At 54.9% G+C, this 26,983-nt stretch carries 30 protein-coding genes; 15 read left to right on the top strand and 15 right to left on the bottom strand.

Features of this window, described 5'->3' with window-relative positions; all coding sequences use genetic code 11:
• The first annotated feature begins 29 nt into the window (after nucleotides 1–29).
• Complete coding sequence (locus DG177_RS11680; RefSeq protein ID WP_337658767.1) at nucleotides 30–2,246, top strand: molybdopterin-containing oxidoreductase family protein; 2,217 nt, start codon at nucleotides 30–32, stop codon at nucleotides 2,244–2,246.
• 100 nt (nucleotides 2,247–2,346) lie between these two features.
• A complete protein-coding gene (locus tag DG177_RS11675; RefSeq protein ID WP_337658766.1) occupies nucleotides 2,347–3,111 on the top strand; it encodes an SDR family NAD(P)-dependent oxidoreductase in 765 nt (254 codons plus the stop codon).
• Nucleotides 3,112–3,441: 330 nt separating this feature from the next.
• Here DG177_RS11675 and DG177_RS11670 read toward each other — a convergent pair whose 3' ends face one another.
• A complete protein-coding gene (locus DG177_RS11670; protein WP_108811636.1) occupies nucleotides 3,442–4,104 on the bottom strand; it encodes a TetR family transcriptional regulator in 663 nt (220 codons plus the stop codon).
• An 89-nt stretch (nucleotides 4,105–4,193) separates the two neighbouring features.
• Between DG177_RS11670 and DG177_RS11665 the strand changes: the two genes are divergently transcribed.
• From DG177_RS11665 to DG177_RS11650, 4 genes are all read left to right on the top strand, one after another.
• Complete coding sequence (locus DG177_RS11665; RefSeq protein ID WP_108811635.1) at nucleotides 4,194–5,369, top strand: phytanoyl-CoA dioxygenase family protein; 1,176 nt, start codon at nucleotides 4,194–4,196, stop codon at nucleotides 5,367–5,369.
• A 59-nt stretch (nucleotides 5,370–5,428) separates the two neighbouring features.
• A complete protein-coding gene (locus DG177_RS11660) occupies nucleotides 5,429–6,367 on the top strand; it encodes an NAD(P)-dependent oxidoreductase (protein WP_108811634.1) in 939 nt (312 codons plus the stop codon).
• A 293-nt stretch (nucleotides 6,368–6,660) separates the two neighbouring features.
• Nucleotides 6,661–7,131 (top strand): hypothetical protein, encoded by a 471-nt coding sequence (locus DG177_RS11655; RefSeq protein WP_108811633.1) that lies wholly within the window; start codon nucleotides 6,661–6,663, stop codon nucleotides 7,129–7,131.
• A gap of 6 nt (nucleotides 7,132–7,137) precedes the next feature.
• On the top strand, nucleotides 7,138–7,353 hold the full coding sequence (locus tag DG177_RS11650; RefSeq protein WP_108811632.1) for a helix-turn-helix domain-containing protein: 216 nt from the start codon (nucleotides 7,138–7,140) through the stop codon (nucleotides 7,351–7,353).
• A gap of 124 nt (nucleotides 7,354–7,477) precedes the next feature.
• On the opposite strand, the gene rpsI is transcribed toward DG177_RS11650, so the two are convergent.
• The 4 genes from rpsI to DG177_RS11630 all read right to left on the bottom strand — a co-directional run bounded on the left by rpsI (nucleotide 7,478) and on the right by DG177_RS11630 (nucleotide 10,038).
• Nucleotides 7,478–8,011 (bottom strand): 30S ribosomal protein S9, encoded by a 534-nt coding sequence (gene rpsI / locus DG177_RS11645; protein ID WP_108811631.1) that lies wholly within the window; start codon nucleotides 8,009–8,011, stop codon nucleotides 7,478–7,480.
• Nucleotides 8,011–8,490 (bottom strand): 50S ribosomal protein L13, encoded by a 480-nt coding sequence (gene rplM, locus DG177_RS11640; RefSeq protein ID WP_108811630.1) that lies wholly within the window; start codon nucleotides 8,488–8,490, stop codon nucleotides 8,011–8,013. The genes rpsI and rplM overlap by 1 nt, the downstream gene beginning before the upstream one ends.
• A gap of 157 nt (nucleotides 8,491–8,647) precedes the next feature.
• Nucleotides 8,648–8,971, bottom strand: a complete 324-nt coding sequence (gene cutA, locus DG177_RS11635; RefSeq protein ID WP_108811629.1) for a divalent cation tolerance protein CutA — start codon at nucleotides 8,969–8,971, stop codon at nucleotides 8,648–8,650.
• On the bottom strand, nucleotides 8,968–10,038 hold the full coding sequence (locus DG177_RS11630; RefSeq protein ID WP_108811628.1) for a COX15/CtaA family protein: 1,071 nt from the start codon (nucleotides 10,036–10,038) through the stop codon (nucleotides 8,968–8,970). Before DG177_RS11630 ends, cutA begins: the two co-directional genes overlap by 4 nt.
• Before the next feature lie 141 nt (nucleotides 10,039–10,179).
• Between DG177_RS11630 and DG177_RS11625 the strand changes: the two genes are divergently transcribed.
• From DG177_RS11625 to dxs, 3 genes are all read left to right on the top strand, one after another.
• Nucleotides 10,180–10,587 (top strand): MerC domain-containing protein, encoded by a 408-nt coding sequence (locus tag DG177_RS11625; protein ID WP_337658765.1) that lies wholly within the window; start codon nucleotides 10,180–10,182, stop codon nucleotides 10,585–10,587.
• 387 nt (nucleotides 10,588–10,974) lie between these two features.
• Nucleotides 10,975–11,433: a transcriptional repressor gene (locus tag DG177_RS11620; RefSeq protein WP_108811626.1), complete on the top strand. Its 459-nt coding sequence runs from the start codon at nucleotides 10,975–10,977 to the stop codon at nucleotides 11,431–11,433.
• 130 nt (nucleotides 11,434–11,563) lie between these two features.
• Nucleotides 11,564–13,495, top strand: coding sequence for a 1-deoxy-D-xylulose-5-phosphate synthase (dxs, locus tag DG177_RS11615; RefSeq protein ID WP_108811625.1), 1,932 nt, complete (start codon nucleotides 11,564–11,566; stop codon nucleotides 13,493–13,495).
• A gap of 253 nt (nucleotides 13,496–13,748) precedes the next feature.
• Here dxs and DG177_RS11610 read toward each other — a convergent pair whose 3' ends face one another.
• Nucleotides 13,749–16,070 carry a S8 family serine peptidase gene (locus tag DG177_RS11610; RefSeq protein ID WP_108811624.1) on the bottom strand — a complete coding sequence of 774 codons (2,322 nt, stop codon included), beginning with the start codon at nucleotides 16,068–16,070 and terminating at the stop codon, nucleotides 13,749–13,751.
• A 111-nt stretch (nucleotides 16,071–16,181) separates the two neighbouring features.
• Between DG177_RS11610 and DG177_RS11605 the strand changes: the two genes are divergently transcribed.
• Genes DG177_RS11605 through DG177_RS11590 form a run of 4 tightly spaced genes read left to right on the top strand, consistent with a single transcriptional unit; the run spans nucleotide 16,182 to nucleotide 19,802 of the window.
• Complete coding sequence (locus DG177_RS11605; protein ID WP_108811623.1) at nucleotides 16,182–16,841, top strand: pyrimidine 5'-nucleotidase; 660 nt, start codon at nucleotides 16,182–16,184, stop codon at nucleotides 16,839–16,841.
• Between the two features lie 20 nt (nucleotides 16,842–16,861).
• Nucleotides 16,862–17,698, top strand: coding sequence for a 2,3,4,5-tetrahydropyridine-2,6-dicarboxylate N-succinyltransferase (dapD, locus tag DG177_RS11600; RefSeq protein ID WP_108811622.1), 837 nt, complete (start codon nucleotides 16,862–16,864; stop codon nucleotides 17,696–17,698).
• Entirely contained in the window at nucleotides 17,698–19,161 is a 1,464-nt protein-coding gene (locus tag DG177_RS11595) for a carotenoid oxygenase family protein (protein ID WP_108811621.1), read from the top strand. Before dapD ends, DG177_RS11595 begins: the two co-directional genes overlap by 1 nt.
• A complete protein-coding gene (locus DG177_RS11590) occupies nucleotides 19,158–19,802 on the top strand; it encodes a hypothetical protein (RefSeq protein WP_337658764.1) in 645 nt (214 codons plus the stop codon). The genes DG177_RS11595 and DG177_RS11590 overlap by 4 nt, the downstream gene beginning before the upstream one ends.
• Before the next feature lie 3 nt (nucleotides 19,803–19,805).
• Here the strand turns inward: DG177_RS11590 and ruvB are convergent, their stop codons facing one another.
• The 5 genes from ruvB to DG177_RS11565 all read right to left on the bottom strand — a co-directional run bounded on the left by ruvB (nucleotide 19,806) and on the right by DG177_RS11565 (nucleotide 23,168).
• Nucleotides 19,806–20,834: a Holliday junction branch migration DNA helicase RuvB gene (gene ruvB / locus DG177_RS11585; RefSeq protein WP_108811619.1), complete on the bottom strand. Its 1,029-nt coding sequence runs from the start codon at nucleotides 20,832–20,834 to the stop codon at nucleotides 19,806–19,808.
• Nucleotides 20,831–21,193 (bottom strand): hypothetical protein, encoded by a 363-nt coding sequence (locus tag DG177_RS11580; RefSeq protein WP_108811618.1) that lies wholly within the window; start codon nucleotides 21,191–21,193, stop codon nucleotides 20,831–20,833. The genes ruvB and DG177_RS11580 overlap by 4 nt, the downstream gene beginning before the upstream one ends.
• Before the next feature lie 80 nt (nucleotides 21,194–21,273).
• Entirely contained in the window at nucleotides 21,274–21,879 is a 606-nt protein-coding gene (ruvA, locus tag DG177_RS11575; RefSeq protein ID WP_108811617.1) for a Holliday junction branch migration protein RuvA, read from the bottom strand.
• A gap of 58 nt (nucleotides 21,880–21,937) precedes the next feature.
• Nucleotides 21,938–22,408 (bottom strand): crossover junction endodeoxyribonuclease RuvC, encoded by a 471-nt coding sequence (gene ruvC / locus DG177_RS11570; RefSeq protein WP_108811616.1) that lies wholly within the window; start codon nucleotides 22,406–22,408, stop codon nucleotides 21,938–21,940.
• A gap of 10 nt (nucleotides 22,409–22,418) precedes the next feature.
• Complete coding sequence (locus DG177_RS11565; RefSeq protein WP_108811615.1) at nucleotides 22,419–23,168, bottom strand: YebC/PmpR family DNA-binding transcriptional regulator; 750 nt, start codon at nucleotides 23,166–23,168, stop codon at nucleotides 22,419–22,421.
• 169 nt (nucleotides 23,169–23,337) lie between these two features.
• Here DG177_RS11565 and DG177_RS11560 point away from each other — a divergent pair, with 169 nt between their 5' ends.
• Entirely contained in the window at nucleotides 23,338–23,994 is a 657-nt protein-coding gene (locus tag DG177_RS11560; RefSeq protein ID WP_337658763.1) for a CPBP family glutamic-type intramembrane protease, read from the top strand.
• On the opposite strand, the gene DG177_RS11555 is transcribed toward DG177_RS11560, so the two are convergent.
• The 3 genes from DG177_RS11555 to DG177_RS11545 are packed head-to-tail and all read right to left on the bottom strand — an operon-like array spanning nucleotide 23,991 to nucleotide 24,950.
• A complete protein-coding gene (locus tag DG177_RS11555) occupies nucleotides 23,991–24,311 on the bottom strand; it encodes a heavy metal-binding domain-containing protein (RefSeq protein WP_108811613.1) in 321 nt (106 codons plus the stop codon). The genes DG177_RS11560 and DG177_RS11555 overlap by 4 nt on opposite strands.
• A gap of 42 nt (nucleotides 24,312–24,353) precedes the next feature.
• Nucleotides 24,354–24,596, bottom strand: a complete 243-nt coding sequence (locus tag DG177_RS11550; RefSeq protein WP_074203789.1) for a DUF2312 domain-containing protein — start codon at nucleotides 24,594–24,596, stop codon at nucleotides 24,354–24,356.
• A gap of 45 nt (nucleotides 24,597–24,641) precedes the next feature.
• Nucleotides 24,642–24,950: a DUF1244 domain-containing protein gene (locus DG177_RS11545; RefSeq protein WP_108811612.1), complete on the bottom strand. Its 309-nt coding sequence runs from the start codon at nucleotides 24,948–24,950 to the stop codon at nucleotides 24,642–24,644.
• A gap of 89 nt (nucleotides 24,951–25,039) precedes the next feature.
• On the opposite strand from DG177_RS11545, the gene pyk reads away from it, so the two are divergent.
• Nucleotides 25,040–26,491: a pyruvate kinase gene (gene pyk / locus DG177_RS11540; RefSeq protein WP_108811611.1), complete on the top strand. Its 1,452-nt coding sequence runs from the start codon at nucleotides 25,040–25,042 to the stop codon at nucleotides 26,489–26,491.
• A gap of 18 nt (nucleotides 26,492–26,509) precedes the next feature.
• On the opposite strand, the gene DG177_RS11535 is transcribed toward pyk, so the two are convergent.
• Nucleotides 26,510–26,902, bottom strand: a complete 393-nt coding sequence (locus DG177_RS11535) for a GFA family protein (protein ID WP_337658762.1) — start codon at nucleotides 26,900–26,902, stop codon at nucleotides 26,510–26,512.
• Between the last annotated feature and the right edge of the window lie 81 nt (nucleotides 26,903–26,983).

Here is a 26,983-nt window from a genome sequence, read left to right as displayed (position 1 = left end):
GGTCTGGAATATCAGTCAGGAGAGCGACAATGGCAATTGAACAGAAACATGTGATGTGCCGGGCCTGTCACGCCCATTGCGGCCTGATTGTCGATTTTGAAGACGGTGTTCCAATCAAGACCCATGGCGACAAGAACAATCCAGAGTTTGAAGGCTATAGCTGTATCAAGGGGCGCCAGCTTGCCAATTATCACAGTTTCGATACCCGCCTGCTGACCAGCTACAAGGGCATGAAACACGGCCAGAAAGAGGCGGTCCACTGGCGCACCGCTGCCGAGGAAATTGCAGAAAAGATCGAAGCCATTGTCACAGAACATGGTCCGGACAGTGTCGCCTCTTATGTTGGCACCTTCGGCTATAATAATCTCAACGGCCATGCGTTCATCCTCGCGCTGATGGATGCGATTGGTTCGACCTCGGTTTACGACAGCGTCACGATTGATCAGCCGGGGAAGGGTATTGCCCGCGCGCTGGTTGGCCCGTGGCTGGCCGGTGCACCGCGTGTCGGTGACTGGGACGGTCTGATGCTCGTTGGCACCAATCCGATCGTATCGATGAACGGCGGTCTCGGCATGAATCCGGCGAAGAAATTGCATGATGCCAAGAAGCGCGGGATGCAGCTGATCGTTATCGATCCGCGCAAGACCGACAGCGCGCGGCAGGCCGATCTGCACCTGCAATGCCGCCCCGGTGAAGACCCGATCATCCTCGGTGCTATTGCCAAGGTGGTGATTGAAGAAGGGCTTTATGACCAGGATTTCGTTGCCAATGATGTTGATGGTTTTGAAGCGCTAAAAAAAGCAGTCACCCCATTCGACCCCGCTTTGGCCGCCCAGCGCGCCGACGTGACAGCGGAGGAAATCGTTCAGGCTGCGCGCATGTATGGCAGTTGGAAAAAAGGCAGCATCAGCGTCGGCACCGGTCCCAATATGGCGGGCGGCGGCAATATTACCGAATATCTCAACCTGTCGATGACATCGATCATGGGCCACTGGCTGCGCGAAGGCGATATCAACCGGCGCAGCGGTGTCTTCATGAAACCCGCGCCGCCGGTTGCCGCATCACCCGGCCCGATGGAGGCCTGGGGCTTTGGCCGCAAATTACATAGCCGCGATCTCGAACAAAGCATTTCCGGCATGCCGACTGCGGCGCTGCCGGATGAAATTCTCACCCCCGGCGACAAGCAGGTAAAGGCGCTCATCTGTCTCGGCGGCAATCCGATGCTCGCCTGGCCGGATCAGCTCAAGACTTTTGAAGCAATGAAAGCGCTCGACCTGCTGGTCTGCCTCGACCCGCGCATGTCGAAAACAGCGGAACTGGCGGACTATGTCATCGCACCAAAACTCCATTATGAAGTGCATGGCAATACCGCCGCGGCGGAACTCTATGGCGGCTTTGGTGCCGGCTGGGGCTTCGAAAATAATTATGCGCAGGCCAGTCCGCCGATCATGGAATCGCCGGAAGGGTCTGATCTTTGCGAAGAGTATGAATTTCTCTACACGCTCGCCAGTGAAATGGACAAGCCACTGAAAATCAAATCATGGGCCCTGGTGTCGCATCCCGATGAGCGGGAAGAAAAAGCCACGACCTTTGCACCGGGTGAAACGCCAGATCCGATCACCGCATGGAGCGCTGCACTCAATGGATCGCCAGTGCCCGTCGCCGACGTCTATGCTGACCCGGATGCGCACAAAGGCAAGATCATGGATGCGCAGGCGCTGATGGTGCAGCCCAAACCAGCCGAATGGGAAGGCAAATTGTCGGTCGGCAATGCGGCGATGATGGAAGAACTGGCCGGCTATGCACAGCGTCTGGGTGAGCCGGTGGAAGAAACCGCCTTCCCGATGCGGATGATTGGGCGGCGAATGACCGAAATTCATAACAGCAACTGGCATGAAGACCCGGTGCAGCGCAAACGTGTGCCGCATCATCCGGCCTTTATGAACCCCGAAGACATGGAAGCCCTCGGCCTCAACGAAGACCAGCCGGTGGAAGTGGAATCCGCGCGGGCTTTTATCAGCTGCGTAGCCAAGGCAGACAAGACGGTGAAACCGGGCTGTGTTTCACTTCCCCATAGCTGGGGAACCAATCCGGACGAGAAAGAAGACCCTCTGGGCGAAGGCGGCAATACCGGACGCCTGTCTTTCAATGACCGCGATTTTGACAAGCGCACCGGTATACCGTTGATGAGCAGCATACCCATCCGTGTGCGAGCAAAAGAAGCAGCCCTTGAGGCGGCGGAATAATCGCGCGAGATCACCCGGACTGGCTTCGTCATCCCAAGACAAAGGCGCCACCCTCAATGAGATCCCAGCTTGTGCTGGGATGACGCACAAAGGAACAGACATGACCAATCCTCTTTTCGATCTCACCGGCGAAGTCGCCGTCATCACTGGCGCCGGTCGCGGCATTGGCGAAGGCATGGCAAAGACGCTCGCCGATGCCGGTTGCAATGTGGTGTGCGCCTCGCGCAGCATCGATGAAATCCAGGCGGTTGCTGATGAAATCAACGCCAGCAATACAGGCGGACGTGCGGTTGCACAGGTCACGGATGTCACCAGCGCCGAGCAGATGGACGCGCTCGCCCAGCGCGCTGTCGATGAATTTGGAAAGCTCGACATCTGGGTCAACAATGCCGGTGGATCGCTGGTCTCCGCGCCGCTGACCGAGTTGCCGGAGGCGGAATGGGACCAGACCATGGCGGTCAACCTGACCTCGGTCTTCCACGGTGTGCGAGCGGCCTGTAAGCATTTTGGCGAAGGTAGCCGGATCGTCAACACCAGCTCAATGGCTGGCCAGGATCCCTTCCCCGGCAGCGGCCATTATAGCGCGGCCAAGGCGGGCGTGCTGATGCTGACCAAAACCCTCGCCCATGAACTCGGTCCGAAGACGCGCGTAAACGCAATCCTGCCCGGCTTTGTCCCGACCGAAACGGTCAAGAAAGCGCTGAACATGAAGGACGAGGATTTTATCGGTTTCGAAGACACGCTGGGTCTGCCTTCTGGACGATTGGGCACACCGCAGGATATCGGTGCGCTAACGCTTTATCTCTGCGCGCCGGCTTCGGAGTGGGTGACGGGGCAATGTATAAGGATTGCCGGGACGCCTTGAGGGATCGTTAAACCCCGAAAGTGGAAGTTAACCCCGCGCTGGGTGTTTACATCCAAAGACAGTTTTGTTTTCAGTTTTGATGATTAGAAACCGTTTAATCTCAATCCACTAACAGCAGATTCGGCTCCGGTGAGTGTGACCTTTCACAAGCAACCCCTCCAAGCCGTAACACCATCGCATATTCTCCAATGTCAAAGAGCAACCTTGAACATAGCCCATAAGAGAGACTGTAGGAAAGCAATGGGCGACCGGTTTGTCCCGAAGGCGGACATTAGAAAGTTCCGTCAATTCCATTTTTTCCTGACTATCACGGGCATATAGAGGATTGCATTATTGCAACGCTGAAATTTTTCGGGATAATCTCTTTCGAAAGTCGGTTGCCGCATCGGCGGCAAGGCATAGGTAAACACCAGTCAATGACTGTTTGCGAAACTGGGCCAAATCAAAATATCCGTTCGACCAATCCTGACGAGCTAGCCGGTAGCTTCCATAGATATGTTCTCCCAGTTGCTCTGAAGAAATATTCCCAAGCAACAATCCGACCTCTTTTGCCTTTCGACAAACAGCAATCGGCAGGGCAATAGACTTTGCATATATTCCTGTCTGGTTGCTATGTTCAAACAAACCGCTGCGGTCACCAGCTATGAATGCCGCCCGATAATAATCCTCATCACTCCCGAATAGTGTAGCCAGATTTTCGATTTGCACTTCAAATGCTTTTTCAACATCGTCAATATCGACGTTCGCCTGCGTTGCCTCAATCTGTTTCATCAAGTCGCCGATCACAAGCTCCAGAATATCGGACTTCCCGCCGATCAGATTGTAAATGGTTGGAACGGTCAGCTCGGCGCTGATTGCCAGATCGCGTAGTTTTAGAGCATCGAACCCGTTTTTTGCGATGGTTTGCCGTGCGGCTGAAAGTATGCGTTCCTTTCGCTTCTGCTTGTTTGTGACGCGAACCGAAGGTTTTTCTTTAAGCGTGTTGGTTTTCATAATGGGTCTATAAGTTCAATTCGATCTTGACTCAAGATTTTAACGTTGTTAAATATTTAAACACTGTTAAAAATATGGAGAATGAGGCGATGTCCCGTTTCGATTTCAGCAAGTCCATTGAAGCCTGCGCTTCTTACTACGGTGATGAGGCCCCTGCAGTGAAAAGCTATATGTATGGGGGATTGGAGGCAGCACTTGATCTGCCGAACCGCGGCTCTATCCGATTCAATGATGATGGCTCGCTGCATCAGGATATCATCGATGCCTACTCCAAATATGGCTTTTATGTTTTCGAAGACGTGATCGGGACGCAAGAGCTAGCGGATATCGAGGAAGATATCGCTGACATGCGCAGCCGCTTTCCAACACATCCGGGTTCGGAGGTCGATTCAAAAGGGCGCCCTGCTATCGGGATTGACAGTAAGGCGCCAGGTCTGAACTGGAGCAAGCCTCTCAGCGATCCTCTCGGTGGCAGCGAACTTGCCAATGGCCGCCATCAGGTCAAACTGAAGGAACTTGATGCAGCTGACGATGCACCTGAAGCTACACCCTTCATTCTTTTGGGTTCCCTTCGGTTTTCCGATGCTGCATTGCGCACTTATGGCCATCCGGAACTTCTCAAAGTAGCGGCTTGTGTGAACGGAGAAGATTTTACGCCGTTTAACGAATCCCTGTTCATCAAGGATGCTGGCGTTGGTGCAGCGGTTTCCTGGCATCAGGACGGTGATACTTATTGGGATCACCCGGACTTTGACGAAAATGTCCACGGCTTCAACTTCATGGTTCAGCTATATGGGAGCACACCGGTCAATGGCGTCTGGGTTGTGCCGGGCACCCACAAACTCGGAAAGATGGACATCAAGAAAATGGTTGCTGAATCGGGTAGCGAACGGCTGAAGGACGCTGTTCCAATTGTTTGCGCGCCCGGCGATGCCATCATATGCAACAGACAACTGGTTCATGGTTCCTTCGCAAATACCGGCTTTGAACCTCGCCTGACGGTCAATTTCGGGTTTCACAAACGCTCATCTGTTCTGGATGTGGAAGGCGCTGGCATTCACTGTCCCGTTGCTGTCTATGATCAGGATGTGATCAAGGAGCGATCAAAGGTCATTGGATATGCCATTGATGCGCGGCGGAAAAAATATCCCGGCGAACAGCCTTATGATTATAAGCCATTTGCAGAATCGGGCGATAAATATGTCTGGAGCCCTAAGGCGAAGGCCAGTCTGAAAGACTACAACATATTCGATCTCAGCATTTAGGCCATTGTCCCTCTACCCATTTTCAACGCAAGAAACCTGAAGTATAGGATAAAGCCACAGTGAAAAACTCCGCCAAAATTCTGGCAATGCATCCCGATATGCATACGCTTTTCCCGAACAAGCCTGATCACTGGGAATTTATCGGCATCGGCGCAGATGTGGATCAGACCATTGCAGAAAAGGGGGATGGAGTAGAAATCCTACTGTCGGCGAGCATTGAAAAACTCGATAAAGAGATGCTTGACTGCTTTCCGAACCTCAAGATGATCGCTTCGATTTCTGCGGGATTCAGCAATATTGATCTCGATATATGCAAAGCGCGAAAGATTGCTGTCACCAACGCTCCGGGGATGAATTCGGGCGATGTTGCGGATGTCGCCGTTACGATGATGACCTCACTGCTTTTGAAAATTCCTCTGAACCATGACTATATTATGTCGGACAGTTGGGTAACCAAAGCGGGTCCACTTCGTCACTCGCTGCGCGGCATGCCAGTCGGCATAGTTGGGTTAGGTTCAATAGGTATGGAGGTTGTCAAACGTCTTGAACCCTTTGGTGTCGACATAAAATGGTGGGGACCAAGGCCGAAACCTGAAATCACATTTCCTTACGTTGATTCTCTTGGCGAGCTCGCTGAACAATGCCGCAGCCTGATTGTCTGCTGCAGGCCGGATCAATCAACCTACCATTTGATCGATCAGGAAATTTTGAATCAGCTTGGTTCCGATGGCATGCTCGTCAACGTCTCAAGGGGCAGTGTGGTCGACGAACCAGCATTGATCGCCGCTTTGAAATCGGGATCGATAGGCGGGGCAGGTCTTGATGTGTTCGATCCCGAACCAACAAACAGCTCACGATGGAAAGACGTTCCCAATGTGATTCTGTCTCCCCACCAAGGTGGGTCCACATATGAAACACTGTTTGCTCAGGCCCAACTGGTGCAAGATAACATAGAAAATTTTCTGAACGAAAAGCCGTTACTGAGCAGTGTATTGTAGAACTAGATGACCGCTTTTGCGCCCAAAGCGGACGCCAACCAATACAAGGAACAGTCTGCCACAAATAAGGGCCCTTTGCTGCCCCTTTTGCTGCTATCGCGTCGTTCAGCATCAGTCTCATCAAACGCATAAAACCCGTTTTTCGTGTGTTGTTGACATATTATTTGCAAAGCACACTTGTCATTTGAGAATAATTATGACAAATACACTTGTCATAAAAACAAATACACTTTGCAAATCAGCCACCGAGTGCTTCTTCATGAAACTGCTCGTTGCGTTCCGAAGGAAACAATATGTCATTCTCCCTCTCCAAGATCCGAAGCCCTTATACATGGGTAGGCATACTCGTTCTGGTCGCGCCCATTTCATTTCTTCTGGCGATACCATGGCTGCGGCAACAGCCAGATGCCGTGGTTTATCTCTGCGCTGGAATTGCCGCGACAATCACGGTGGTTGGCAGCATGGTCGTAGCGATTTTCAAGGATCGCGAGCTTGATGAATGGCACCGCACAGCAGTGCGATTTTCGAATCAATGGGGCTGGCTGACCGGCGCCGGATTGGTCGCTCTGCTCCTGGCTTTGCCTCCGGTACATGACTTGCTGTTCAATCTGTCCATGGCCTTTTCGGAAGGTCAAGAGCCGGACCGGACGCTCGTGTTGATGATCTTTACTTTTGGCTTCATGATCACGGTACTCGCACAGTCCGCATGCACGATGTTGCTCAATGCCGTGTGGCGATCGCGGATGTCGCGGCCGAGTTCGTAACGCATCATGAACAACAAGATCAGAGTGTTGCGCGCCGAACAGGGCTGGAGCCAGGCAGAGTTGGCCACGCGCGTTGGTGTCTCGCGCAACTCCATCAATTCGATAGAAAATGGCCGGTTCGACCCGTCGCTGCCGCTGGCTTTCGATATTGCTGATGCCTTTGGTTTGACAATCGAACAGATTTTCATCCGCGAAGCGAAGCCCGTCAGGACAGAAGACTAGCCTGTCGAAGACTGGCCTATCGAAGACTGGCCTGTCAGCGTCCGCCATATGGCCCGCATGCTCCACCCAATAAAAAAGGCGACCCGCAGGCCGCCTCTTTCGAAACTTGAATAGGTATCGCGGTTTAGCGTTTGGAGAACTGGAAGCTCTTACGCGCTTTCGCTTTACCATATTTCTTACGCTCAACCTTACGGCTGTCGCGGGTCAGGAAGCCTGCCGCTTTGACCGTGGAACGCAAGGCTGGCTCATATTTCGTCAGGGCCTGTGAAATACCATGTTTCACAGCGCCGGCCTGACCGGAAAGTCCGCCGCCCTTGACCGTGACGTCAACGTCATACTGACCTTCACGCTCGGTAATCGCGAATACCTGGTTGAGAACCAAGCGCAGGGTTGGACGCGCGAAATAGGTTTCCTGATCGCGGCCGTTGACCGTGATCTTACCTTTGCCGGGCTTGAGCCAGACGCGGGCAACCGCATCTTTACGGCGACCGGTAGCATAGGCACGACCATATTGATCCAGCTCTTGCTCGCGCAGTGGCATGGTTGATACGGGGGGCTCAGCGGTTTCGGTTGCGCCGCCTTCAGCAGCAGGCGCTTCGGTTACGGCGTCGCCGGCAATTTCTTTAAGATCAGCGAGATCGGTTTTTACGTCAGACATTATGCGCTCACCTTGTTCTTGCGGTTCATGGAAGCCACGTCGAGCGGCTGTGGGTCTTGGCCAGCATAAGGATGCTCGGTGCCATTGAAGAGGTGCAGGTTACGCATCTGCGCAAAGCCAAGTGGACCTTTTGGAATCATGCGCTCAACCGCTTTTTCCAGGACGCGCTCGGGGAACTGGCCTTCGAGGACCTTTTCCGCTGTGCGCTCTTTCAAGCCGCCGGGATAGCCGGTGTGCTTGTAATAGATCTTGTTCTTGGTCTTGTTGCCGGTGAACTTCACCTTGCCAGCATTGATCACGATGACATGATCGCCGCAATCCACATGCGGGGTGTAGCTTGGTTTGTGCTTGCCGCGCAGGATGTTGGCAATGATCGTGGCAACGCGGCCGACAACCAGATTTTCGGCATCAATTATATGCCATTTCTTCTCGACGTCTGCGGGTTTGACCGACTGCGTCTGTTTGGTGATACCCTTCATGGGTTTTACTCCTTTGGGAGCCCTCTTTTCAGGAGAGCGACGAATCAAAATGATAAAAGCCGAGCGCAAAGCCCGGCCGATGCGGCGCTAATGACCATGTTTCCGCGTCAAGTCAAGCAAAACTGCGGCTTTGCTGACGGGTATAATAATACCGTGGCTATTCGGCGACCTCGTTCGAAAGCCATTTTGCATAGTCCGGATCGCTTTCATTAACGAACCAGCATAATATCGCTGGCGTATCATAGCTATGGAGGGTTTTGAGCCGCGCCATCGCTGCTGCGGCCTGCGATCCCATGGTCTTCAACAACACCGGATATTCCTCATCTTCGCAAAGCTCGTCCTCCCAGACATATTGCGAAACTGCCGGTGCCAGATGATTGGCGCAGGCTATCAGTTTTTCTTCGATCAATGTTCTGGCAAGCCGTTTGGCTTCTGCACTTGATCCGAATGTGGTGTAAATGAGGGCCGGTTTGTCACTCATGCCTTCACAGCAACGGGCTTTTCACGCCCCAATATATGGACACCCCAGGCAGTGGCGGCGACAACCAGAGCGCCGACAGCCTGATGCAAGACCGCCAAGCTGATGTCCATGCCGGTCATCACGGTTGCGATACCGAGCAATATCTGCGTGCCGAATGCGCTGTGAATAGCGATGGATGCCATGCGGGATTGGCCCCGAACCTTGCGCGCCAGCACCATCAGAACGCCGACCGTGACCCACGCCCACCAACGATGGATGAAGTGGGTGAGATAAGGATCATTGTTGATCGCCGCCCATGCGCCAAAGGTAAAGTCGATGCCTTCTGGCACAAAATAGTCATTCATCAACGGCCATGTGTTGGAAACATAGCCTGCATTGAGGCCCGCCACATAAGCACCGAAGAGCAGCTGCAAGAACAGCACAATCGCAACCAACAGTCCGAAGCCGGTCATACGCGCCGGTTTTGTGCTCCTGTTGGCCAGACCCCGAAGATCCAGCGCGGTCCAGACCAGACAGGCGAGAATGAACAATGCCATCAGCAAATGCGTTGCAAGCCGGAAATGGCTGACATCGGTCCGCTCTGAAAGCCCCGAACTGACCATCCACCAGCCGATAAAACCCTGCAATCCACCCAGCAACAGCAAGCCGGTCAAGCGCCAGCCATAGCCAGCCGGAATGGCGCGTTTTATAGCAAAATAGAGGAACGGCAAAGCAAAGGCGAGGCCAATGACACGGCCGAGCAACCGGTGCACCCATTCCCAGAAATAGATGAATTTGAAATCCGCCAGTGTCATGCCAGCCGGCCCGTTAATTTCGATATATTCGGGTATCTGTTTGTATTTTTCAAATTCGGACAGCCAGTCGGCCTCATTCAGCGGCGGGATCGCGCCCATGATCGGCTTCCACTCGGTAATCGACAGGCCCGATTCGGTCAGCCGGGTGATACCGCCGACAATAACCATGATGAAGACCAGAAAAGCGACCGACAGCAACCAATTGGCAATGGCCACTGGCCGGCTGCGCGTTGCCCCGTTTAGGGGCGGAAGTGGCTGGGCAATACTGCTCATGATTGGCTATGTGATGCCAAAACCTGTGCCTGACAAGTATTGCACGTTAAAAACTGACACATATTGTAGAATGATATGTTGTATCTTAACACTTAGCCGCCTATATCTGAACAAACAAACAACGTAATGGATAACTGAGTCGTGTTTACGACGTCGAACCTTTGGAACAAAGACGGCCTTATGGGCAAGGATGGATTGTGGGACCGTATTGCGGTGCTCGTCTCTGGCTTGTGCCTGGTCCATTGCATTTCAACGATGGTGTTTGTCGCTTTGTTATCGTCTGCGGCAGGTGCCCTGCTTGACCCTATTGTCCATGAAATCGGCATTGGCGTAGCGATCGCACTAGGCCTATTTACCCTCGGCCGCGGCGTTTTGGACCATGGCTATATCATGCCAGCTGCAATTGGCGGCCTGGGTCTCGGTATCATGGCTGGCGCTATCACCATTGGGCATCAAGGCGATCATGGCGGCGGAGAAATCCTGTTCACCATGGTAGGTGTCGGAGTTTTGGCGCTAGGCCACGACCTGAACTACCGCGCAACGCATTGATTCATTAAACCTCAGGCGATTCATTAAACCTCAAGCGCCGGGCGCGGGGAGTTTTTATTGGACCTCAGGCGCCGGGCGGCGACATCCGTCGCCTTGGCTACGCGCCATAAGGCGCGGCGGCCGGTCGGCCTTGCCTTGCTGCGCTCGGACGATGGTCTCTAGGGTGTTTTGTAAGACTATGCTTTTGAAGTCGCGCTGAACCGACGCGAAGCGGAGGCAAGCGCGACTGCGCGCCCGAGCTTATGCGAGGAAAGCCAAGCGGGCGGACGCCCGCGCCCGGCGCTTGAGGTTGAAAAAAAGAAATCCCCGCGCACAATCTAAGTTCCAAATCAAGTGCAGCTCACACCCGCTCTTGCCCCCGAACCCAAAAATCCCTAAATCACAGCTATGGGAAAACATGATCATCACGAGCATCATGGCGAGTCTCTCGCCGACGCCGCGCGCCATAATCTGGAGGCGGCTGGCGAAAAATGGACCGAGACACGGGCAGCGATATTTGAAGCGCTTGCTGGTTTTTCGCGCCCAGCCTCAGCCTATGACATAGCCGAGCTGGTATCGGCTGCCCGCGGAAAACGCGTCGCTCCCAATAGCGTCTATCGGATTCTTGACCTTTTCGTGGCCAAAAACCTCGCCATGCGAGTGGAAAGCGCCAATGCCTATCTCGCCAACAGTCATCCGGGATGCGAGCATGACTGCATGTTTCTCGTCTGCGACACTTGCGGAGAAGCTACTCATATTGACGATGACGCCCTGTCGGCAAAAGTACGCGGTGTCGCACAGGAGCAGGGATTTAGCTCGATCCGTCCGGTGATCGAAGTGCGTGGCATTTGCCAGAAATGTAGCTAAAGGCGGTCTTTGACGACCGCAAATAGAGCCATCCACAAATTTATCGTCAGCAAATGTTCAGGGGCTTTCTGCTGAAAGTTCGACATTATCGGCCAAACTCGCTAACATTGGGTCGAAACAGGGAGTAAATATGCCAGGTCCAAAAACACCGCTTCTGGATATGATATCATTACCAGCGGATCTGAGGAAATTGAAACCCGAGCAGCTACGGCAATTCGCCGATGAACTGCGTGCTGAAGTCATTGACACAGTCTCGGTCACTGGCGGTCATCTGGGGGCCGGACTGGGTGTGGTCGAGCTAACCGCTGCCATCCATTATGTATTCAACACACCCGAAGATCGCCTGATCTGGGATGTCGGACATCAATGCTATCCACATAAAATCATCACCGGGCGCCGCGACCGCATCCGCACCTTGCGTCAAGGTGGCGGATTGTCCGGCTTCACCAAGCGCAGCGAAAGTGAATATGATCCGTTTGGCGCTGCGCATAGTTCGACCTCGATCAGCGCTGCTCTGGGTTTTGCAGTTGCCAATAAAATGACGGGCAAACCGGGCCGCGGCATTGCCGTGATTGGCGACGGCGCGATGAGCGCTGGCATGGCCTATGAAGCGATGAATAATGCGCAAGCGGCTGGCAACCGACTGGTGGTCATTCTCAACGATAATGACATGTCGATTGCGCCGCCTGTTGGGGGGCTCTCCGGTTATCTCGCGCGGCTGGTTTCCTCCAGCGAATATCTCGGCATCCGCAAATTTGCCAGCAAGCTAACCGCGAAACTGTCCCGCCGCCTGCATGGCGCAACAGAAAAAGCCGAAGAATATGCGCGCGGGATGGCGATGGGCGGCACGTTATTTGAAGAATTGGGCTTCTATTATGTCGGCCCAATTGATGGTCATGATATGGACCAGCTAATCCCCGTGCTGGAAAATGTGCGCGACAACGCAGAAGGACCGGTCCTGATCCATTGCGTTACGCAAAAAGGCAAAGGCTATGGTCCTGCCGAAGAAGCGGCAGACAAATATCACGGTGTTGCGAAATTTGATGTGGTCTCCGGCAAGCAGGACAAGGGCCCTGGTGGCGGACCGCCAGCCTATCAGAATGTCTTTGGCGAAACCCTGGCCAAGCTCGCAGATAAAGACCCACGCATCTGCGCCATTACTGCGGCGATGCCATCGGGCACTGGCGTGGACAAGTTTGCACAGGCTCATCCCGACCGCGCTTTTGACGTTGGCATTGCCGAACAGCATGGTGTGACTTTCGCAGCCGGTTTAGCCGCGCAAGGTATGCGGCCTTTTGCAGCTATCTATTCGACCTTCCTACAGCGCGCCTATGATCAGGTCGTGCATGACGTCGCAATCCAGAATCTGCCGGTTCGCTTTGCGATTGACCGCGCCGGCCTAGTTGGTGCGGATGGCAGCACCCACGCAGGCAGCTTTGACATTACCTATCTCGCGACCTTGCCCAATATGGTGGTGATGGCGGCATCGGATGAAGCCGAGCTCGCCCACATGACTTATACCGCTGTAGAATATGACGAGGGTCCGATTGCATTCCGTTATCCGCGCGGTAATGGCACTGGCGTCGAGATCCCGGAAAAGCTCGAAAAGCTTGAAATCGGCAAGGGCCGTATCGTACGCGAAGGCAGCAAGGTTGCCATCCTGTCCTTAGGCGCGCGCCTTGGCGAGGCTCTGAAAGCTGCCGATCGTCTTGACGCCAAGGGGCTCAGCACGACCGTGGCCGATCTGCGCTTTGCCAAACCGTTGGATGAAGACTTGATCCGCAAATTGCTGACCACCCATGAAGTTGCGGTAACTGTTGAAGAAGCCGCTGTTGGCGGCCTCGGCGCGCATGTCTTGACCCTGGCATCCGACACGGGCCTGACCGACGCGGGTCTCAAAATCCGCACCATGCGCTTGCCGGATGTGTTTCAGGATCAGGACAAGCCCGACGTTCAATATGCCGATGCCGGACTGGATGCCGATGGTATTGTCGATACAGTGCTAAAAGCACTGCGCCACAATAGCGCCAGCGTGGAACAGGAAACCGGCGCGCGGGCGTAATTTATTCAACCTCAAGCGCCGGGCGCGGGCATCCGCCCGCTTGGCTATCGCGCCATAAGGCGCCGCGGCCAGTCGCCCTTTCCTCGCTGCGCTCGGACGATGCTCACTAAAGTGCGTCGTAAGATGAAACTAGCAAGGTTGCGCTGATCCGACGCGAAGCGGCGGCAAGCGCGACCGCGCGCCCGAGCTTATGCGAGGAAAGCCAAGCGGGCGGATGCCCGCGCCCGGCGTCTGAGGTAGAAAAAGAATCCCCTCAAAACTTCAATTGAAACCGCACCGCAGCGCCGAAGTCATCGTTGAGCGCTTCAAAATGCCCTGGCTCTTGCCGCCAGAACAGGTTCGTATTTAAATAGCCGCCCCAAAGCGGTGTGGCATAGGCGAGCTCGCTCACCAGTTCTCTGCCTTGCGGGGCGAGATTGAGAGTCCTCTGGCCAAATTCGGTCTGCAGGGTTTCATAGCTGTAACCCACCGGAAGATTGAGGTTCAATCCACCTGATGAAACGCGGAGAGGTTGGGCAAAGCGGAAGGCAATCTGGTCGGACGTGGTGAACAGACCGGCCTTGCTCACATCAGCTGCAAAGCTCGAAGTCTTGAGCGTTCCACCGGTGACCAGGCTGGCGCTGTCAATTTGGGTCCAGCCCTGACGCCAGCTTGCACCAGCGCGCCAGCCATTGCCGATGTCATAAGCCGCGCGGCCATCAACAAACCAGCTTTGCGCACCTCGCGCGCCGATTGTATCAACAAATCGCGAGCCTAAAATTGTTCTGTCTTCGCCGAGCCAATTGGTCGCAATGCTGAGCGATGCGGCACCGATTTTGCGATCAATCGCCAAACCGAAGCCGCTAAACCGATAACGCTCGCGATCCGTTCCGGTCAGCTCATCCAATCGGTTTTCATCCGAATCCAGCCGAGCGCTTCCACTTTCCGCGCTTGCGGTCAGCCCGAATCCAGCAATTTCTCGGCGCAACACGAGAGCGCTTTTTGCCTGCCCGGTAAAGCCGCGCTCGCTGGTCGGTGTTGGTGCCACGAGAAAGGCAGGCGCATGGGCGCCCTGCATCTGTGCAACCAGACCGCTGGAACTGCGCCGGAATCCGAACGCTACTTTTGTGTTTGGCGACACCTGCGTCATCACGGACGCTGCCAGCATCCGCGCTTTACGGGCGTTACTGTCCGATAGCGTGAGATTATCGCGACCGACAATTCCGACAGGCGTGCTTGCAATATTCACGGCAATCTGAACACCAGCGCTGGATGCGGTCATATTGCGGCGATCACCGCGCAAAGCGCCAGTGAGCTTATATTCCGGTACAGCAACTTTCAAATCATGCGCCAGGTTCAACGCAAACGCCCGGTCAAAACCGTCCAATATCACCGCGCCGACATTCTGTCCCTGTAGCGCCGCGTCGCCCATGGCGGTTGATGTCTGACCACTGGAATCGGTGAGATCAACGGCAATCTTGCTGCCCGCCAATGCGGTCTGACCCTGGGGTTGAAAGGCAGCCGCAATATCGAGGACGCCGCGGCCATAAATTGCATCAGTCCCGGCAGCGCCGGCATCGCGCGCGCTGGTCAGCAACAGATCGACAATCTGCGCGCCGGTTAGATTGGGGAAAGCTTGCGCGAGCAAGGCAACGGCTCCGGAAACTTGCGGGGCAGAGAAGGATGTACCGCTCCACAGAAACGCGGTTCCGGCATTGTCGTCCGCCTGCACACGTTCGCCCAACGCGGTTAGGAAATTGGCGGACTGCGCACCGGCACGGTTGCTGAACGACGAGATATTCTCACTCGCGCCAACCGACCCTGCAATGATCACATGGCCGCTGCCACTATCGGCTATGCCAGCAGCAAATCCGTCTGGCGTCGCCGCGCCGTCATTGCCAGCGGAGACAACTACCACCACACCAGCGGCAGCCGCATTGGAAATGGCGTTGCGTACAGTGTTGGATATATCCGGACCGCCGAGCGAGATATTCACCACCCGCGCACCACTGGCCCTTGCCTGATTGAGCGCCGCGGCAATAGCACCACCGGCATGGCTGCACCCGTCATCATCAGGATCATCGGGGTCATCCATGGCACAGGTGCCGGGACTATCCGTGCGCAGGACCAGAATATCGCTGTCAAACGCAATTCCATGGACATCGACATCGTTTTTGCCCGCCGCCGCTACCGATGCGACAGCAGAACCATGACCGCCTTCATCGCCAATTCCGCGGCTGCCAGCAAAATCCTGGCTATCGGGATGGATACGACCGGTAAATTCCGCGCTGTTGGGATTAATCCCGCTGTCGATCACACCAATGATGATCCCGTCTCCCGTCGCGCCAGCATCATAGGCGTCAATCGCGCCATGCTGCGAAGGACCATCGGAGCGACGAAATTCCGCCGTATCAAAGGATGTCGGAGTTGGAGTTGGCGTTGGTGCAGGTGTGGGTGTCGGAGTAGGGGTCGGAGCGGCGGGCGGCGTCGGTGTTGAGGTCGTACGTGAGCCGCCGCCACCACAAGCTGAGAGCAGAACCAGCGGCAATAATGCTGTTCCCAAAAAATAGCCGCGACCCAACCGATATTTCGCCATGTTACGCACTTCCCCGATTACACGCCAATGTATAAGCACTCTGCCCTTACCGACAGCTTAACATCGATCAGTGCTTGCCCGAACGCGGCGGAGTGATTAGGCGCTTCGATCATGCCACCGGAATTTTCTCATGTCGATCACTGGATATTCGATCTGGATAATGTGCTTTATCCGGCCGAATGCGACCTCTTCTCCCTCATCGACATCAAGATGGGTGAATATATTGCCCGAGCTCTCGACTGCGATCCTGTCGAGGCGCGCAAAGTGCAGAAAAATTATTTCCATGATCATGGCACGACGCTGGCCGGACTGATGCATCATCATGGCACCGACCCACAGGACTTCCTCGACTATGTTCATGATATCGACATGAGCCGCCTGTCCCACGCTCCAAAATTGCACCGCGCCATTGCCGCCCTGCCCGGCGAGAAACTGGTCTTCACCAATGGCGACCGGCCTTATGCTGAGCGGGTGTTGGACAATCGTGGTCTTGGTGGCCTGTTTGACCAGATTCACGACGTTCTGGCTACCGACCTGGTACCGAAACCGGAAAGAGCCGCTTATGACAGCCTGATCAACAGCACCGGCGTTGATCCGAAACGCTCTTTATTTGTCGAAGATATGGCGCGCAATTTGCGTCCGGCGAAAGATTTGGGCATGACCACCATCTGGGTCAATACCGGTTCGGAATGGGGCGCGCGCGATCATGCTCCGGACTATATCGACCATGAAATTACAGACTTGGAAAGCTGGGTCACCGGCCTGCACTAGGACAAGGATAAAGCATTGCTATGACGACTGAACTGATGAACGCCATCGAAAATGCCTGGGAAAAGCGTGAATCGCTGAGCATTACCAGCCAGGGCCCCGAGCGCGATGCGGTCGATGCCGCGCTCGCCAGCCTCGACAATGGTACCGCCCGTGTAGCCGAGAAACAGGGCGATGCATGGGTCGTCAACCAATGGCTGAAAAAAGCGGTGTTGCTGTCCTTTCGCCTCAATGACAATCAGATCATCGAAGGCCCCGGCGGCGCAAACCACTGGGACAAGGTGCCCAGCAAATTTGCCGATTGGGGCGAGAATCGCTTCCGCGAAGCCGGATTTCGCGCCGTGCCAGGAGCGGTAGTCCGCCACGGTTCACATATCGGCCGAAACACTGTGCTGATGCCGAGCTTCGTCAACATTGGTGCCTTTGTCGATGAGGGCACGATGATCGACACATGGGCAACGGTGGGCAGCTGCGCGCAAATTGGCAAGAATGTCCATATCTCCGGCGGAGCTGGCATTGGCGGCGTGCTGGAACCTTTGCAAGCTGGCCCGGTGATCATCGAGGATGGCGCCTTTATCGGTGCGCGCAGCGAAGTGGCCGAAGGCGTGCATGTGGGTGAGGGCGCGGTGCTCTCCATGGGTGTTTATCTCGGTGCATCGACCAAGATAATTGACCGGGTAACAGGCAAGGTTCACATTGGTAAGGTGCCGCCTTATGCTGTGGTTGTACCTGGCGCGACACCGCCCAAGGCTAATATTGATGGCGTCCCCGGCCCATCGCTCTATTGCGCGGTCATCGTCAAGACGGTCGATGCCAAGACGCGTTCCAAGACCGGGATCAATGAACTCTTGAGGGACTGATGAACAAAGCGGTGAGCCAGATCAAAACCACATTGCGGGCAAATGACCATCCCTATCGCAATGGCGCTTGGACACCGGTATTTGAAGAGCTGGAAACCGACCAGCTTGAAATCATCGGGACAATCCCGGCAGATATAGACGGCATATATGTCCGCAACACCGAAAATCCGGTGCATGACAGCATTGGCCGCTATCATCCCTTTGACGGCGATGGCATGATCCACACCCTGCGGATCAGGGATGGCAAGGCCAGCTATCGCAACCGCTTTGTCCGCACCGAAGGTTTTGAGGCGGAGCAAGCCGAAGGCGGGCCGCTATGGGTTGGAATCATGGGCAGACCAAGCGATTCCAAACGACCGGGCTGGGGGGCGCATGGTAGCGTGAAAGATAGCAGCTCGACCGACGTCGTTGTTCATGCTGGAAAGATTCTCTCCACCTTCTATCAGTGCGGCGATGGCTATCAGCTCGACCCGGAAACACTCGAAACGCTGGGCACGGCAGACTGGGTTCCGGAAGATGGCGTCTCTGCTCACCCCAAAGTGGATGAGAATACCGGCGAGCTGCTATTCTTCAACTATAGTACCAAAGCGCCCTATCTCCATTATGGCGTGGTCGGGCCGGACGATCAGCTGAAGCATTTCATTCCTGTCGAGTTGCCGGGCGCGCGGCTGCCGCATGATATGGCATTCAGTGAAAATTATGCGATTTTCAACGACTGTCCGCTCTATTGGAAACCGGAGTTGATCGAGCAAAATCTCTATGTCCCTTCTTATCATCCCGACGAGCCGACCCGGTTCGGGGTGATCCCGCGCATGGGACAACCGGAAGATATAAAATGGTTCGAGGCCAAGCCAACTTATGTGCTGCACTGGGCCAATGCCTTTGAAGACGGCGACGAGCTGGTGCTCGACGGCTATTTCCAGAACCAGCCGGTGCCCAAGCCGTTAACTGATTTTCCGTCCGGCTATGAAAGCATGGGTGCGAGTATTGACCTGCATAGTTTTCAGCCCGAGCTGCACCGCTGGCGGTTCAATCTGAAAACCGGGGAGACACGGGAAGAGACGCTGTTTGACGACTATCCAGTCGAGTTCGGCATGTTCAATCAGCAAGTGGTAGGGCAGCCCTATCGCTATGTCTATAGCGTCACCGGTCATCCTGGCTGGTTCCTGTTCAACGGTGTGGTCAAACATGATCTGGAAACCGGTACGGCGGAACGCTACTATTTCGGCGATGACCGCTTTGGTTCGGAAGCGCCGTTTATTCCGCGCAAGAATGCGCAGTCTGAAGATGATGGCTATCTTATCAGCTTCATCACCGACATGGCGCAGGATCGCAGCGAGTGCATCATCGTCGATGCCAAAGACATCGCGGCTGGCCCGGTCTGTACGATCATCTTGCCACACCGCATCAGTAGCGGCACCCATGCAACATGGGCAGAGGCGGAACAGATCGCGAAAAAGTGATCAGCCTATTCGCCTTATTTCTTGTGGCCCCTGATGATAGCTCCATCAATCGCCAACAAGAGGTCTACTGGGAATGTAATCATTCGCTGTCAGATGCCAATGTAGGCCATTTCCGTGGGGCCATTTTTGCTATTGTTGAATTGGATGGTAAAATCCGATCAACCAACTTCCGTTTTATTGACCGCCCCACTCAGTTCCATTTCAAACCGGTGAAGGGTCTGCCGGCAGGCAATTATCAACTGAACTACATTTACGGCGGCAATATCAAACTCCCGTTTGCGCCAAATCAACCGCTTTGGCTGTTTCACTATGCCGACGAGAAACTGATCAAACAGGAGCTCAACTATAACAAAGATCATGTGAAGCGTAAGCAAACCCGAGCCGATGCCTATGTCGATGGCATCCGTGGCAACCAGGTACTGCATCTGGAAGAAAGCGAAAATTGGCTCGTAAAGGCTATCTTGCAGGATGGAACGGTTATCGCCGAGTTCGAAAGAAAAACTGTATCCTGGCAAAGCATTCGGGCCGATCAGAACAATCTGAAAAAATGGGTGCAAATGGCCGCTAGTGAACCCAAAAAATATTGTTGGTATTCCACGCCTGACACACGTTGGGAGCGCGAGCTAAGCGTGACTAACTGAGTTTCACTCAAACAGATCGCCGTCCACTTCCTTGCCAGCAGGCGGCTTCAACCCGAGATGTTGCCAGCCGCGATCATTGAGAGCGCGGCCTCTGGCAGTGCGCGCCACCAGACCCAGTTGGATCAGATAGGGCTCGATCACTTCCTCAATCGTATCGCGTGGTTCGCTCAAACCCGCCGCAAGCGTTTCGACACCGACCGGACCACCCTTGTAGATATCGGCAATCATGTGGAGATAACGGCGATCCATGGCGTCAAGGCCGATGCTGTCGACCTCCAGCCGAGTGAGTGAGGCGTCGGCGGTTTTCTGATCCACCTTGGCAGTACCAGATACATTGGCAAAATCCCGCACCCGGCGGAGCAGGCGGCCAGCGATACGCGGCGTTCCCCGCGCGCGGCGTGCAACCTCGGTAGCGCCATCAGGAGCGATATCGAGGTCGAGCAATTTGGCGGCGCGGTGGACGACTTTTTCCAGTTCCTCGGTGGTATAAAAGTTCAGCCGTACCGGAATACCAAACCGGTCGCGTAGCGGCGTGGTGAGCAAGCCTTGCCGCGTGGTTGCACCAATCAGGGTGAATTGCGGCAGGTCAATCCGCACGCTGCGTGCCGACGGGCCTTCGCCAATGATCAGGTCGAGCGCACGATCTTCCATCGCCGGGTAGAGCACTTCCTCGACCACTGGATTCAGCCGGTGAATCTCATCGATAAACAGGACATCGCCTTCTTCGAGATTGGTCAGCAGTGCCGCGAGGTCGCCAGACTTGGCAATGACCGGACCGGATGTGGCGCGAAAGCCCACGCCAAGCTCACGCGCGATAATCTGCGCCAATGTCGTCTTGCCAAGACCCGGCGGGCCAAAGAATAGCGTATGATCCAGCGCCTCACTGCGGCTTTTTGCCGCCTCGATAAAGACACGCAAGTTGGATCGCGCCGCCTCCTGCCCGATAAATTCATCAAGCGATTTCGGGCGCAGCGCAGCGTCGATATCTTCGACCTTGCGTTCGGGGGATGAGAGGCGATCAGGATCGGTCATTCGGCAGGAATCATTTCATCAAAAGGAACAGCTCTACTGCTCGACAGGTAATAAGGGTCTGCTCCTAGCAAATCGAAAATCCAGTCAATCCAACTTCTTTCAAACACCTCGCCCCAATAGGTCTCTTGAGTTTGCAAACTAACACTTTTCTTGATCGCCAAATATCCAACGTCGCGACCTATCGCGGTGCAGGATGAAAAATTATCGGGGCTTATCCAAATTTTCTTTTGCTTCAACTCGGTTGGGCCCTCCAGCACGCGGACGCGCACTCGATACGACTTGGCTGGCTTTTCTATCACTGTCACTTTGATTACCGTTGAGCCCGCCAGAATATCTGAAGGTTTTGTTTTGTAGATCATTGCTTGCGGCGAAGGGTTGGCAGCGCAGGCTTGTGCAGGAGTTGGGGTCAAACACGCAGCTAGAATGAAAGTGACTAGCCTCACTTCGCCGCCTTCTTCAACGCCAGCCGCACCAGCGCATCCAGTGTCACGCCATCCCCGGCTTCCGCATCAGCCGCCGCCACAGCCGCGCTCGCTTCAGCCGGCTTGAAGCCCAGATTTTGCAGCGCGCTCACCGCATCAGCACTGTTGCTTGAGGGCGCATGGACCGCACCGCCGGCCCCGCTAATCGGGTCGGTCGCAATGCCGCCGACCTTGTCTTTCAGCTCGTTTACAATCCGCAGTGCCAATTTCGGCCCCACGCCATTGGCCCGCGCAACCATCGCCTTATCTCCGGTTGCTACGGCGCGCGATATCTCTGCTGTTTCCAGCGCGGAAAGGATTGCCAAGGCGACCTTGCCGCCCACACCCTGCACCGAAATCAGCAGTCGGAACCAGTCGCGCTCCGATCCGCTGGCAAAGCCCATCAGGCGCATGTCGGTCTCGCTGACCTGCATTTCGGTGTAGATGGTCGCACCGTCGCCAACCCCGCCAATGGCGGTGATCGTACGCGAGGAGGCAAAGACCAGATAGCCGACGCCGTTTACGTCGAGCACGATATTATCCGTGCCGATTTCGTCGATAATGCCGGTGAGTTTTGCAATCATGAGAGTGTTTTAGCGTGGCAGGCGAATCTGTCGAGTTTTTGTTTTGTTCTTTTCCGTCTCAACGCCCGCGATGATGGGCATGAGTGATCGCCACCGCCAGCGCATCGGCGGCATCTTCGCCAGCCAGCTTCACGCCTGGCAGCAGGATTTTGATCATCGCCTGCACCTGATCCTTGTCCGCCTTGCCCACGCCGACCACCGATTTCTTGACCGCCCGTGCCGCATATTCGCCGACTTCGATGCCCGTGCGCGACGCGCCGAGCAGCACGACACCGCGCGCCTGCCCCAGCTTCAATGTGCTCTGCGGATTGCTATTGACGAACACTTCCTCAACCGCCGCCGCCTCCGGCTTATATTCCAGCATCAGGTCAGTCAGCTCAAGGTCGAGTTTCAGCAACCGGCTCGCCAGTTGCATTTTCGGATCCGTCTTTATCTGACCATTGGCGATATGCGACAGCCGGTTGCCGTCGGCGCTGATCACGCCCCAGCCGGTTGTACCAAGGCCGGGGTCGAGGCCTAAGATAATCATGGCTTCATGATCACTCGGCGTTCAGTTTTTCCATGATCTCATCGGACACGCTGTAGTTGCCGTGAACCGTCTGGACATCATCATCTTCTTCCAGCGCATCGATCAGGTTCAACAAGGTCTCCGCCTGTGCTTCATCTACTTCAACCTCGACAGAAGGCCTCCATGCGAGCTTGACGCTTTCCGCCTCACCGAGAGATTTTTCCAGCGCACCGGAAACTTCATGCAAATCTTCCATCGCAGTCCAGATTTCATGGCCATCTTCGGTGGATTGAATATCATCACCGCCAGCGTCCATCACCGCTTCCATGACCGTGTCTTCGTCGCCGGCACTCGCCGGATAGGCAATATAACCAACCCGTTCAAAACCATGACTGACAGAACCGGTTTCGCCAACATTACCGCCATTACGGGACATGATCGTGCGGACATTGGTAAAGGTACGGTTGGTGTTGTCGGTCAGTGTTTCGATAATCAGCGATACGCCGCCCGGACCAAAACCCTCATAGCGCACTTCGTTATAATCATCGCCTTCATTGGCCGAGGCTTTGTCGATTGCGCGCTGAATGCCATCCTTTGGCATGGACACTGCTTTGGCGTTGTTCACGGCCAGCCGCAGACGCGGGTTCATGTCGGGATCAGGCATACCCGATTTCGCCGCCACGGTTATCTCGCGGCTTAGTTTCGAAAACTGTGCCGAGCGTTTTTTGTCCTGCGCGCCCTTGCGGTGCTTGATGTTGTTAAATTTACTATGGCCTGCCATATGATTCGTCCGTACCTGAATTGTTGTTATTGAGGCTCTTTGCCGCATGTTCGAACCCAACTCAACCATTGGATGGGCCACCGGCCGTCTAACGGCGACAACCCGCGATCTTTTAACATTTTTGCGCGCGCCGAAACTCACGAATGACGGCTTGCAAATAGAAAGGAAAATGACGGGAAAGCCAAGTGACCTGATCTGGCTTTTCGCGCTCAACTGCATAATCGTAGCGGCAATCGCGATTGTCCTGTTCCCGGTCATGCTGGCCTTCGATGTCTCCATGTCAAACAGCATGTCCGATTTGTTCCAGCGACCGATCTGGCAGATTTTGCTGATCGTGGTGATCGCCGGGCCGATTGTCGAAGAACTTATGTTTAGGTCGTGGCTTAGTGGAACGCCGCGGCTCTTGGTTCCTGTTTCCGGCCTTATTCTTTGGATGGCACTGACATATAGCTACGAGCAATTGGGATGGCCTGGCCCCGCTTCCATAGGCACAACGGTTTTGTTGGCCGTTATTGCCGGTGCCGTTTTAATATGTGTGATCGCACTATGGAAACGGCCCGTACCTGGCTGGTATGTTCGAATTTTCCCGGCAGTCTTCTGGATCCAGGCCCTGCTCTTTGGCTCCGTGCATGTGTTTAACTATGCTGGTGACAATCCCGCCGCGCTATTGCCCTTTGTTTTGCCACAGACCGTCGGCGGCCTGATCTGGGGCTATGCCAGAATCCGCTATGGCTGGTGGGCCAATATTGCGATGCACATGGCTTATAATTTGCTGGCAACCAGCGGGCTGGTCTATGTCCTGCTGACCCGACCGGACATGCTTTAGTCGGTAACGACTGCAGTGCCTGAGGCGGAGACCATCAACATAGACCCCTTATCGCCGACAACCTCGTAATCGAGATCCACACCGACCACCGCATTGGCGCCAAGCTTGGCCGCTTCCGCCTGCATTTCCAGCAATGCCTCATCGCGCGCGCGCTTCAGGACATTTTCATATTTGCCGGAACGGCCGCCGACAATATCGGTGATGCTGGCAAAGAGGTCGCGAAACAGGTTCGCGCCGACGATTACTTCACCAATCACGATGCCGCGATAGTCGCGTATTGCCCGGCCTTCGATGCTGGGGGTTGTCGTGACGATCATGCTTGTTCTCCCGCTGTTAGAGGCAGGATGTTAGCCTATGGTTCAGGCGAGACCAAGGGCCGACTTATAGGTGTCGAGTATCGCTTCCATTTCCTGACGGTCATGGGTTTCCATTTTGCGCAGACGGACAATTTGGCGCATGATTTTAGCGTCATAGCCTTGTGATTTGGCTTCGGAATAGACATCACGAATATCGTCAGCGATGCCTTTTTTCTCTTCTTCCAGCCGCTCGATACGCTCAATAAACAGACGCAGCTGGTCTGCGGCAACATTGCCTTCGCTCATTCTCAAATTCCCCAGAAAATATGTTTTTGGATTCGTGCAGCCGCTTTAATCGGCTGCCGCATTCTTGGCTACGCTTTCCTTCATCCGTTGCAATTTTTCTGGCGTCGCTTCGGTCTGGTAACTTCTCTTCCATTCCGAAGACGGCATGCCGTGGATTGCCTGACGCGCTTCTTCCTTGGTCATATTGCCACCTGCATCGTTGGTAGCTTCAAGCACCCAGTCGGCGAGGCAATTGCGGCAGAAACCGGCAAGACCCATCAGATCGATATTTTCCGCATCATGGCGGTGCTGCAAATGCTTGACCAGGCGGCGAAAGGCTGTCGCTGCCGCTGCATCAGAAATTTGTTCTGTCATGTGAAATGCTTCCGTTGCTTTTTGTTTTTATCCTGTCATGATTTGGGGCTAACAGGCGTGAATTTAAAGCACCAGAACAGGAAATTTCGATGGCAGCGCATATGTTCTCCCGCGACCGCAAAGTAAAGGTGCTTGCCACCCTCGGTCCGGCCAGCGGCAGTCCGGCAATGATCGAAAAAATGTACAAGGCCGGCGTGGATGCGTTTCGCATGAATATGAGCCACGGCGAACACAAGGCCCATGCCAAGAATGTGGCATCAATCCGCGCGCTGGAGAAGAAAGCCGGCCGGCCGATAACGATTTTGGCCGACCTGCAGGGACCCAAATTGCGTATTGGCACGTTCGACAAGGCGCCGGTCGAGCTCAAAACTGGTGCAAAATTCACCCTCGACCTGAAAAAGACAAAGGGTGATGCCAAACGGGTCAATTTACCACACAGGGAAATTATCGAGACTCTGGAACCCGGTCACACCTTGCTCCTGGATGACGGTAAAATCCGACTTGAAGTGACCAAGGCTGATGGCAAAAGCGTCGAAACCGAGGTGATTGTCGGCGGACCAATATCCGATCGCAAGGGCGTCAATGTGCCTGAAGTGGTACTGCCGGTCAGTTCGTTGACCGACAAGGATCGCAAGGATCTGACCTTTGCGCTCGAACAGGATGTTGACTGGATCGCGCTGAGCTTTGTCCAGCGCCCCGAAGATGTTGCCGAAGCGCGGCGACTGATTGGCGGCAAGGCAGCCTTGCTGGCAAAGATTGAAAAACCGGCCGCCATAGACCGGCTCGACGAAATACTGGAGCTGTCAGATGCGGTGATGGTGGCGCGCGGCGATCTCGGCGTGGAATTGCTACCTGAGCAGGTGCCGCCCTTGCAGAAAAAGATCGTCGCGGCAGCGCGTGCACTGGGTCGTCCGGTTGTTGTCGCTACACAGATGCTCGAATCGATGATCAAATCGCCCACGCCCACGCGTGCAGAGGTATCAGACGTCGCCACCGCGATTTATGACGGCGCCGATGCGATCATGTTATCGGCGGAATCAGCCGTCGGTGACTGGCCAATAGAATCAGCAACCATGATGGACCGGATTGCAATGCAGGTGGAAAGCGATCCATCCTATGCTGAACGGGTCCATTTCACCGAAACTGTTCCGGATGAGACGACCGCCGATGCGCTGGCCGCTGCCAGCTATAATATCGCGCGAACCATCAAGACATCGGCGATTGTCTGTTTTACCAAATCGGGGTCGACGGCCCGGCGCATGGCCCGTGAGCGGCCATCAGTGCCGCTCCTAGTCCTTACACCAGATCGCCACACAGCAAGACGTGTCGGCCTGCTTTGGGGTGCACATGCGGTTGTCACCCGCGATGTCAGCGATTTTGAAGAAATGATCGCCAAGGCCAAACGGATGGCGCTCCGGCACAAGCTTGGCGAAACAGGATCGCGATTAATCGTCTGCGCCGGTGTTCCTTTCGGGACTCCGGGATCGACCAACTTGCTGCATGTTGTCCGCTTGAGCGGGGACGAGCTGAAGCGAAGCTAACCGTTCCACACGTTCCGTTTACTGATCTCTTTGCAGAAGGCCGTCGGCAATCTCGTAATAATCGCCTTTGTCTTCGGTAAAAATATGACCCCAGAGCGTGGTATCCGTTGGTCTGTCAAACAGACCCATTGCAACCGCGATTGTGTCTTGTGTACGGGCGTCCCAGAACAGGGTTGAACCGCAAGTGGCACAGAATCCTCTGCGAGCCTTTTCCGATGATCGATACCAGCGCACATTTTCTTCGCCGGTAACCGTGACTGCGCTCTCCAGTACATCTGTGCTGGCCAGGTAATGGCCCGTTTGCTTGCGGCATTGTGAGCAATGACAGGCGTCGGGTCTTGCCAGTTTACCGGTCACCGAAACTCTAACCGCGCCGCACAAACAAGAGCCACGATAAATCTTATCCTGCATGTTTCATCCTTTTTCTTGATGCCTGTGTAACCAGATACCGATTGTCGCCGAATTGCTGACGTCCCCCAACTTTAATGGTGC

The organism is Sphingorhabdus sp. Alg231-15, from assembly GCF_900149705.1.
GTDB lineage: Bacteria > Pseudomonadota > Alphaproteobacteria > Sphingomonadales > Sphingomonadaceae > Parasphingorhabdus.
Note: the sequence above shows the minus strand (reverse complement) of the source record. Positions and strands in the feature narration are given on the sequence as shown.

Excerpts from the sequence above, each read along its gene's own strand:
- rpsI (WP_108811631.1), bottom strand. The coding sequence starts at position 8,011 with ATGTCTGACGTAAAAACCGATCTCGCTGATCTTAAAGAAATTGCCGGC.
- DG177_RS11650 (WP_108811632.1), top strand. The coding sequence starts at position 7,138 with ATGAACAACAAGATCAGAGTGTTGCGCGCCGAACAGGGCTGGAGCCAG.
- DG177_RS11580 (WP_108811618.1), bottom strand. The coding sequence starts at position 21,193 with ATGATCTACAAAACAAAACCTTCAGATATTCTGGCGGGCTCAACGGTA.
- DG177_RS11550 (WP_074203789.1), bottom strand. The coding sequence starts at position 24,596 with ATGAGCGAAGGCAATGTTGCCGCAGACCAGCTGCGTCTGTTTATTGAG.
- DG177_RS11535 (WP_337658762.1), bottom strand. The coding sequence starts at position 26,902 with ATGCAGGATAAGATTTATCGTGGCTCTTGTTTGTGCGGCGCGGTTAGA.
- DG177_RS11560 (WP_337658763.1), top strand. The coding sequence starts at position 23,338 with ATGACGGGAAAGCCAAGTGACCTGATCTGGCTTTTCGCGCTCAACTGC.
- DG177_RS11620 (WP_108811626.1), top strand. The coding sequence starts at position 10,975 with ATGGGAAAACATGATCATCACGAGCATCATGGCGAGTCTCTCGCCGAC.
- DG177_RS11545 (WP_108811612.1), bottom strand. The coding sequence starts at position 24,950 with ATGACAGAACAAATTTCTGATGCAGCGGCAGCGACAGCCTTTCGCCGC.
- DG177_RS11655 (WP_108811633.1), top strand. The coding sequence starts at position 6,661 with ATGTCATTCTCCCTCTCCAAGATCCGAAGCCCTTATACATGGGTAGGC.
- DG177_RS11675 (WP_337658766.1), top strand. The coding sequence starts at position 2,347 with ATGACCAATCCTCTTTTCGATCTCACCGGCGAAGTCGCCGTCATCACT.
- DG177_RS11630 (WP_108811628.1), bottom strand. The coding sequence starts at position 10,038 with ATGAGCAGTATTGCCCAGCCACTTCCGCCCCTAAACGGGGCAACGCGC.
- pyk (WP_108811611.1), top strand. The coding sequence starts at position 25,040 with ATGGCAGCGCATATGTTCTCCCGCGACCGCAAAGTAAAGGTGCTTGCC.
- dxs (WP_108811625.1), top strand. The coding sequence starts at position 11,564 with ATGCCAGGTCCAAAAACACCGCTTCTGGATATGATATCATTACCAGCG.
- ruvB (WP_108811619.1), bottom strand. The coding sequence starts at position 20,834 with ATGACCGATCCTGATCGCCTCTCATCCCCCGAACGCAAGGTCGAAGAT.
- DG177_RS11665 (WP_108811635.1), top strand. The coding sequence starts at position 4,194 with ATGTCCCGTTTCGATTTCAGCAAGTCCATTGAAGCCTGCGCTTCTTAC.
- DG177_RS11610 (WP_108811624.1), bottom strand. The coding sequence starts at position 16,070 with ATGGCGAAATATCGGTTGGGTCGCGGCTATTTTTTGGGAACAGCATTA.
- DG177_RS11565 (WP_108811615.1), bottom strand. The coding sequence starts at position 23,168 with ATGGCAGGCCATAGTAAATTTAACAACATCAAGCACCGCAAGGGCGCG.
- DG177_RS11595 (WP_108811621.1), top strand. The coding sequence starts at position 17,698 with ATGAACAAAGCGGTGAGCCAGATCAAAACCACATTGCGGGCAAATGAC.
- ruvA (WP_108811617.1), bottom strand. The coding sequence starts at position 21,879 with ATGATTGCAAAACTCACCGGCATTATCGACGAAATCGGCACGGATAAT.
- rplM (WP_108811630.1), bottom strand. The coding sequence starts at position 8,490 with ATGAAGGGTATCACCAAACAGACGCAGTCGGTCAAACCCGCAGACGTC.
- cutA (WP_108811629.1), bottom strand. The coding sequence starts at position 8,971 with ATGAGTGACAAACCGGCCCTCATTTACACCACATTCGGATCAAGTGCA.
- DG177_RS11605 (WP_108811623.1), top strand. The coding sequence starts at position 16,182 with ATGCCACCGGAATTTTCTCATGTCGATCACTGGATATTCGATCTGGAT.
- ruvC (WP_108811616.1), bottom strand. The coding sequence starts at position 22,408 with ATGATTATCTTAGGCCTCGACCCCGGCCTTGGTACAACCGGCTGGGGC.
- DG177_RS11670 (WP_108811636.1), bottom strand. The coding sequence starts at position 4,104 with ATGAAAACCAACACGCTTAAAGAAAAACCTTCGGTTCGCGTCACAAAC.
- DG177_RS11555 (WP_108811613.1), bottom strand. The coding sequence starts at position 24,311 with ATGATCGTCACGACAACCCCCAGCATCGAAGGCCGGGCAATACGCGAC.
- dapD (WP_108811622.1), top strand. The coding sequence starts at position 16,862 with ATGACGACTGAACTGATGAACGCCATCGAAAATGCCTGGGAAAAGCGT.
- DG177_RS11680 (WP_337658767.1), top strand. The coding sequence starts at position 30 with ATGGCAATTGAACAGAAACATGTGATGTGCCGGGCCTGTCACGCCCAT.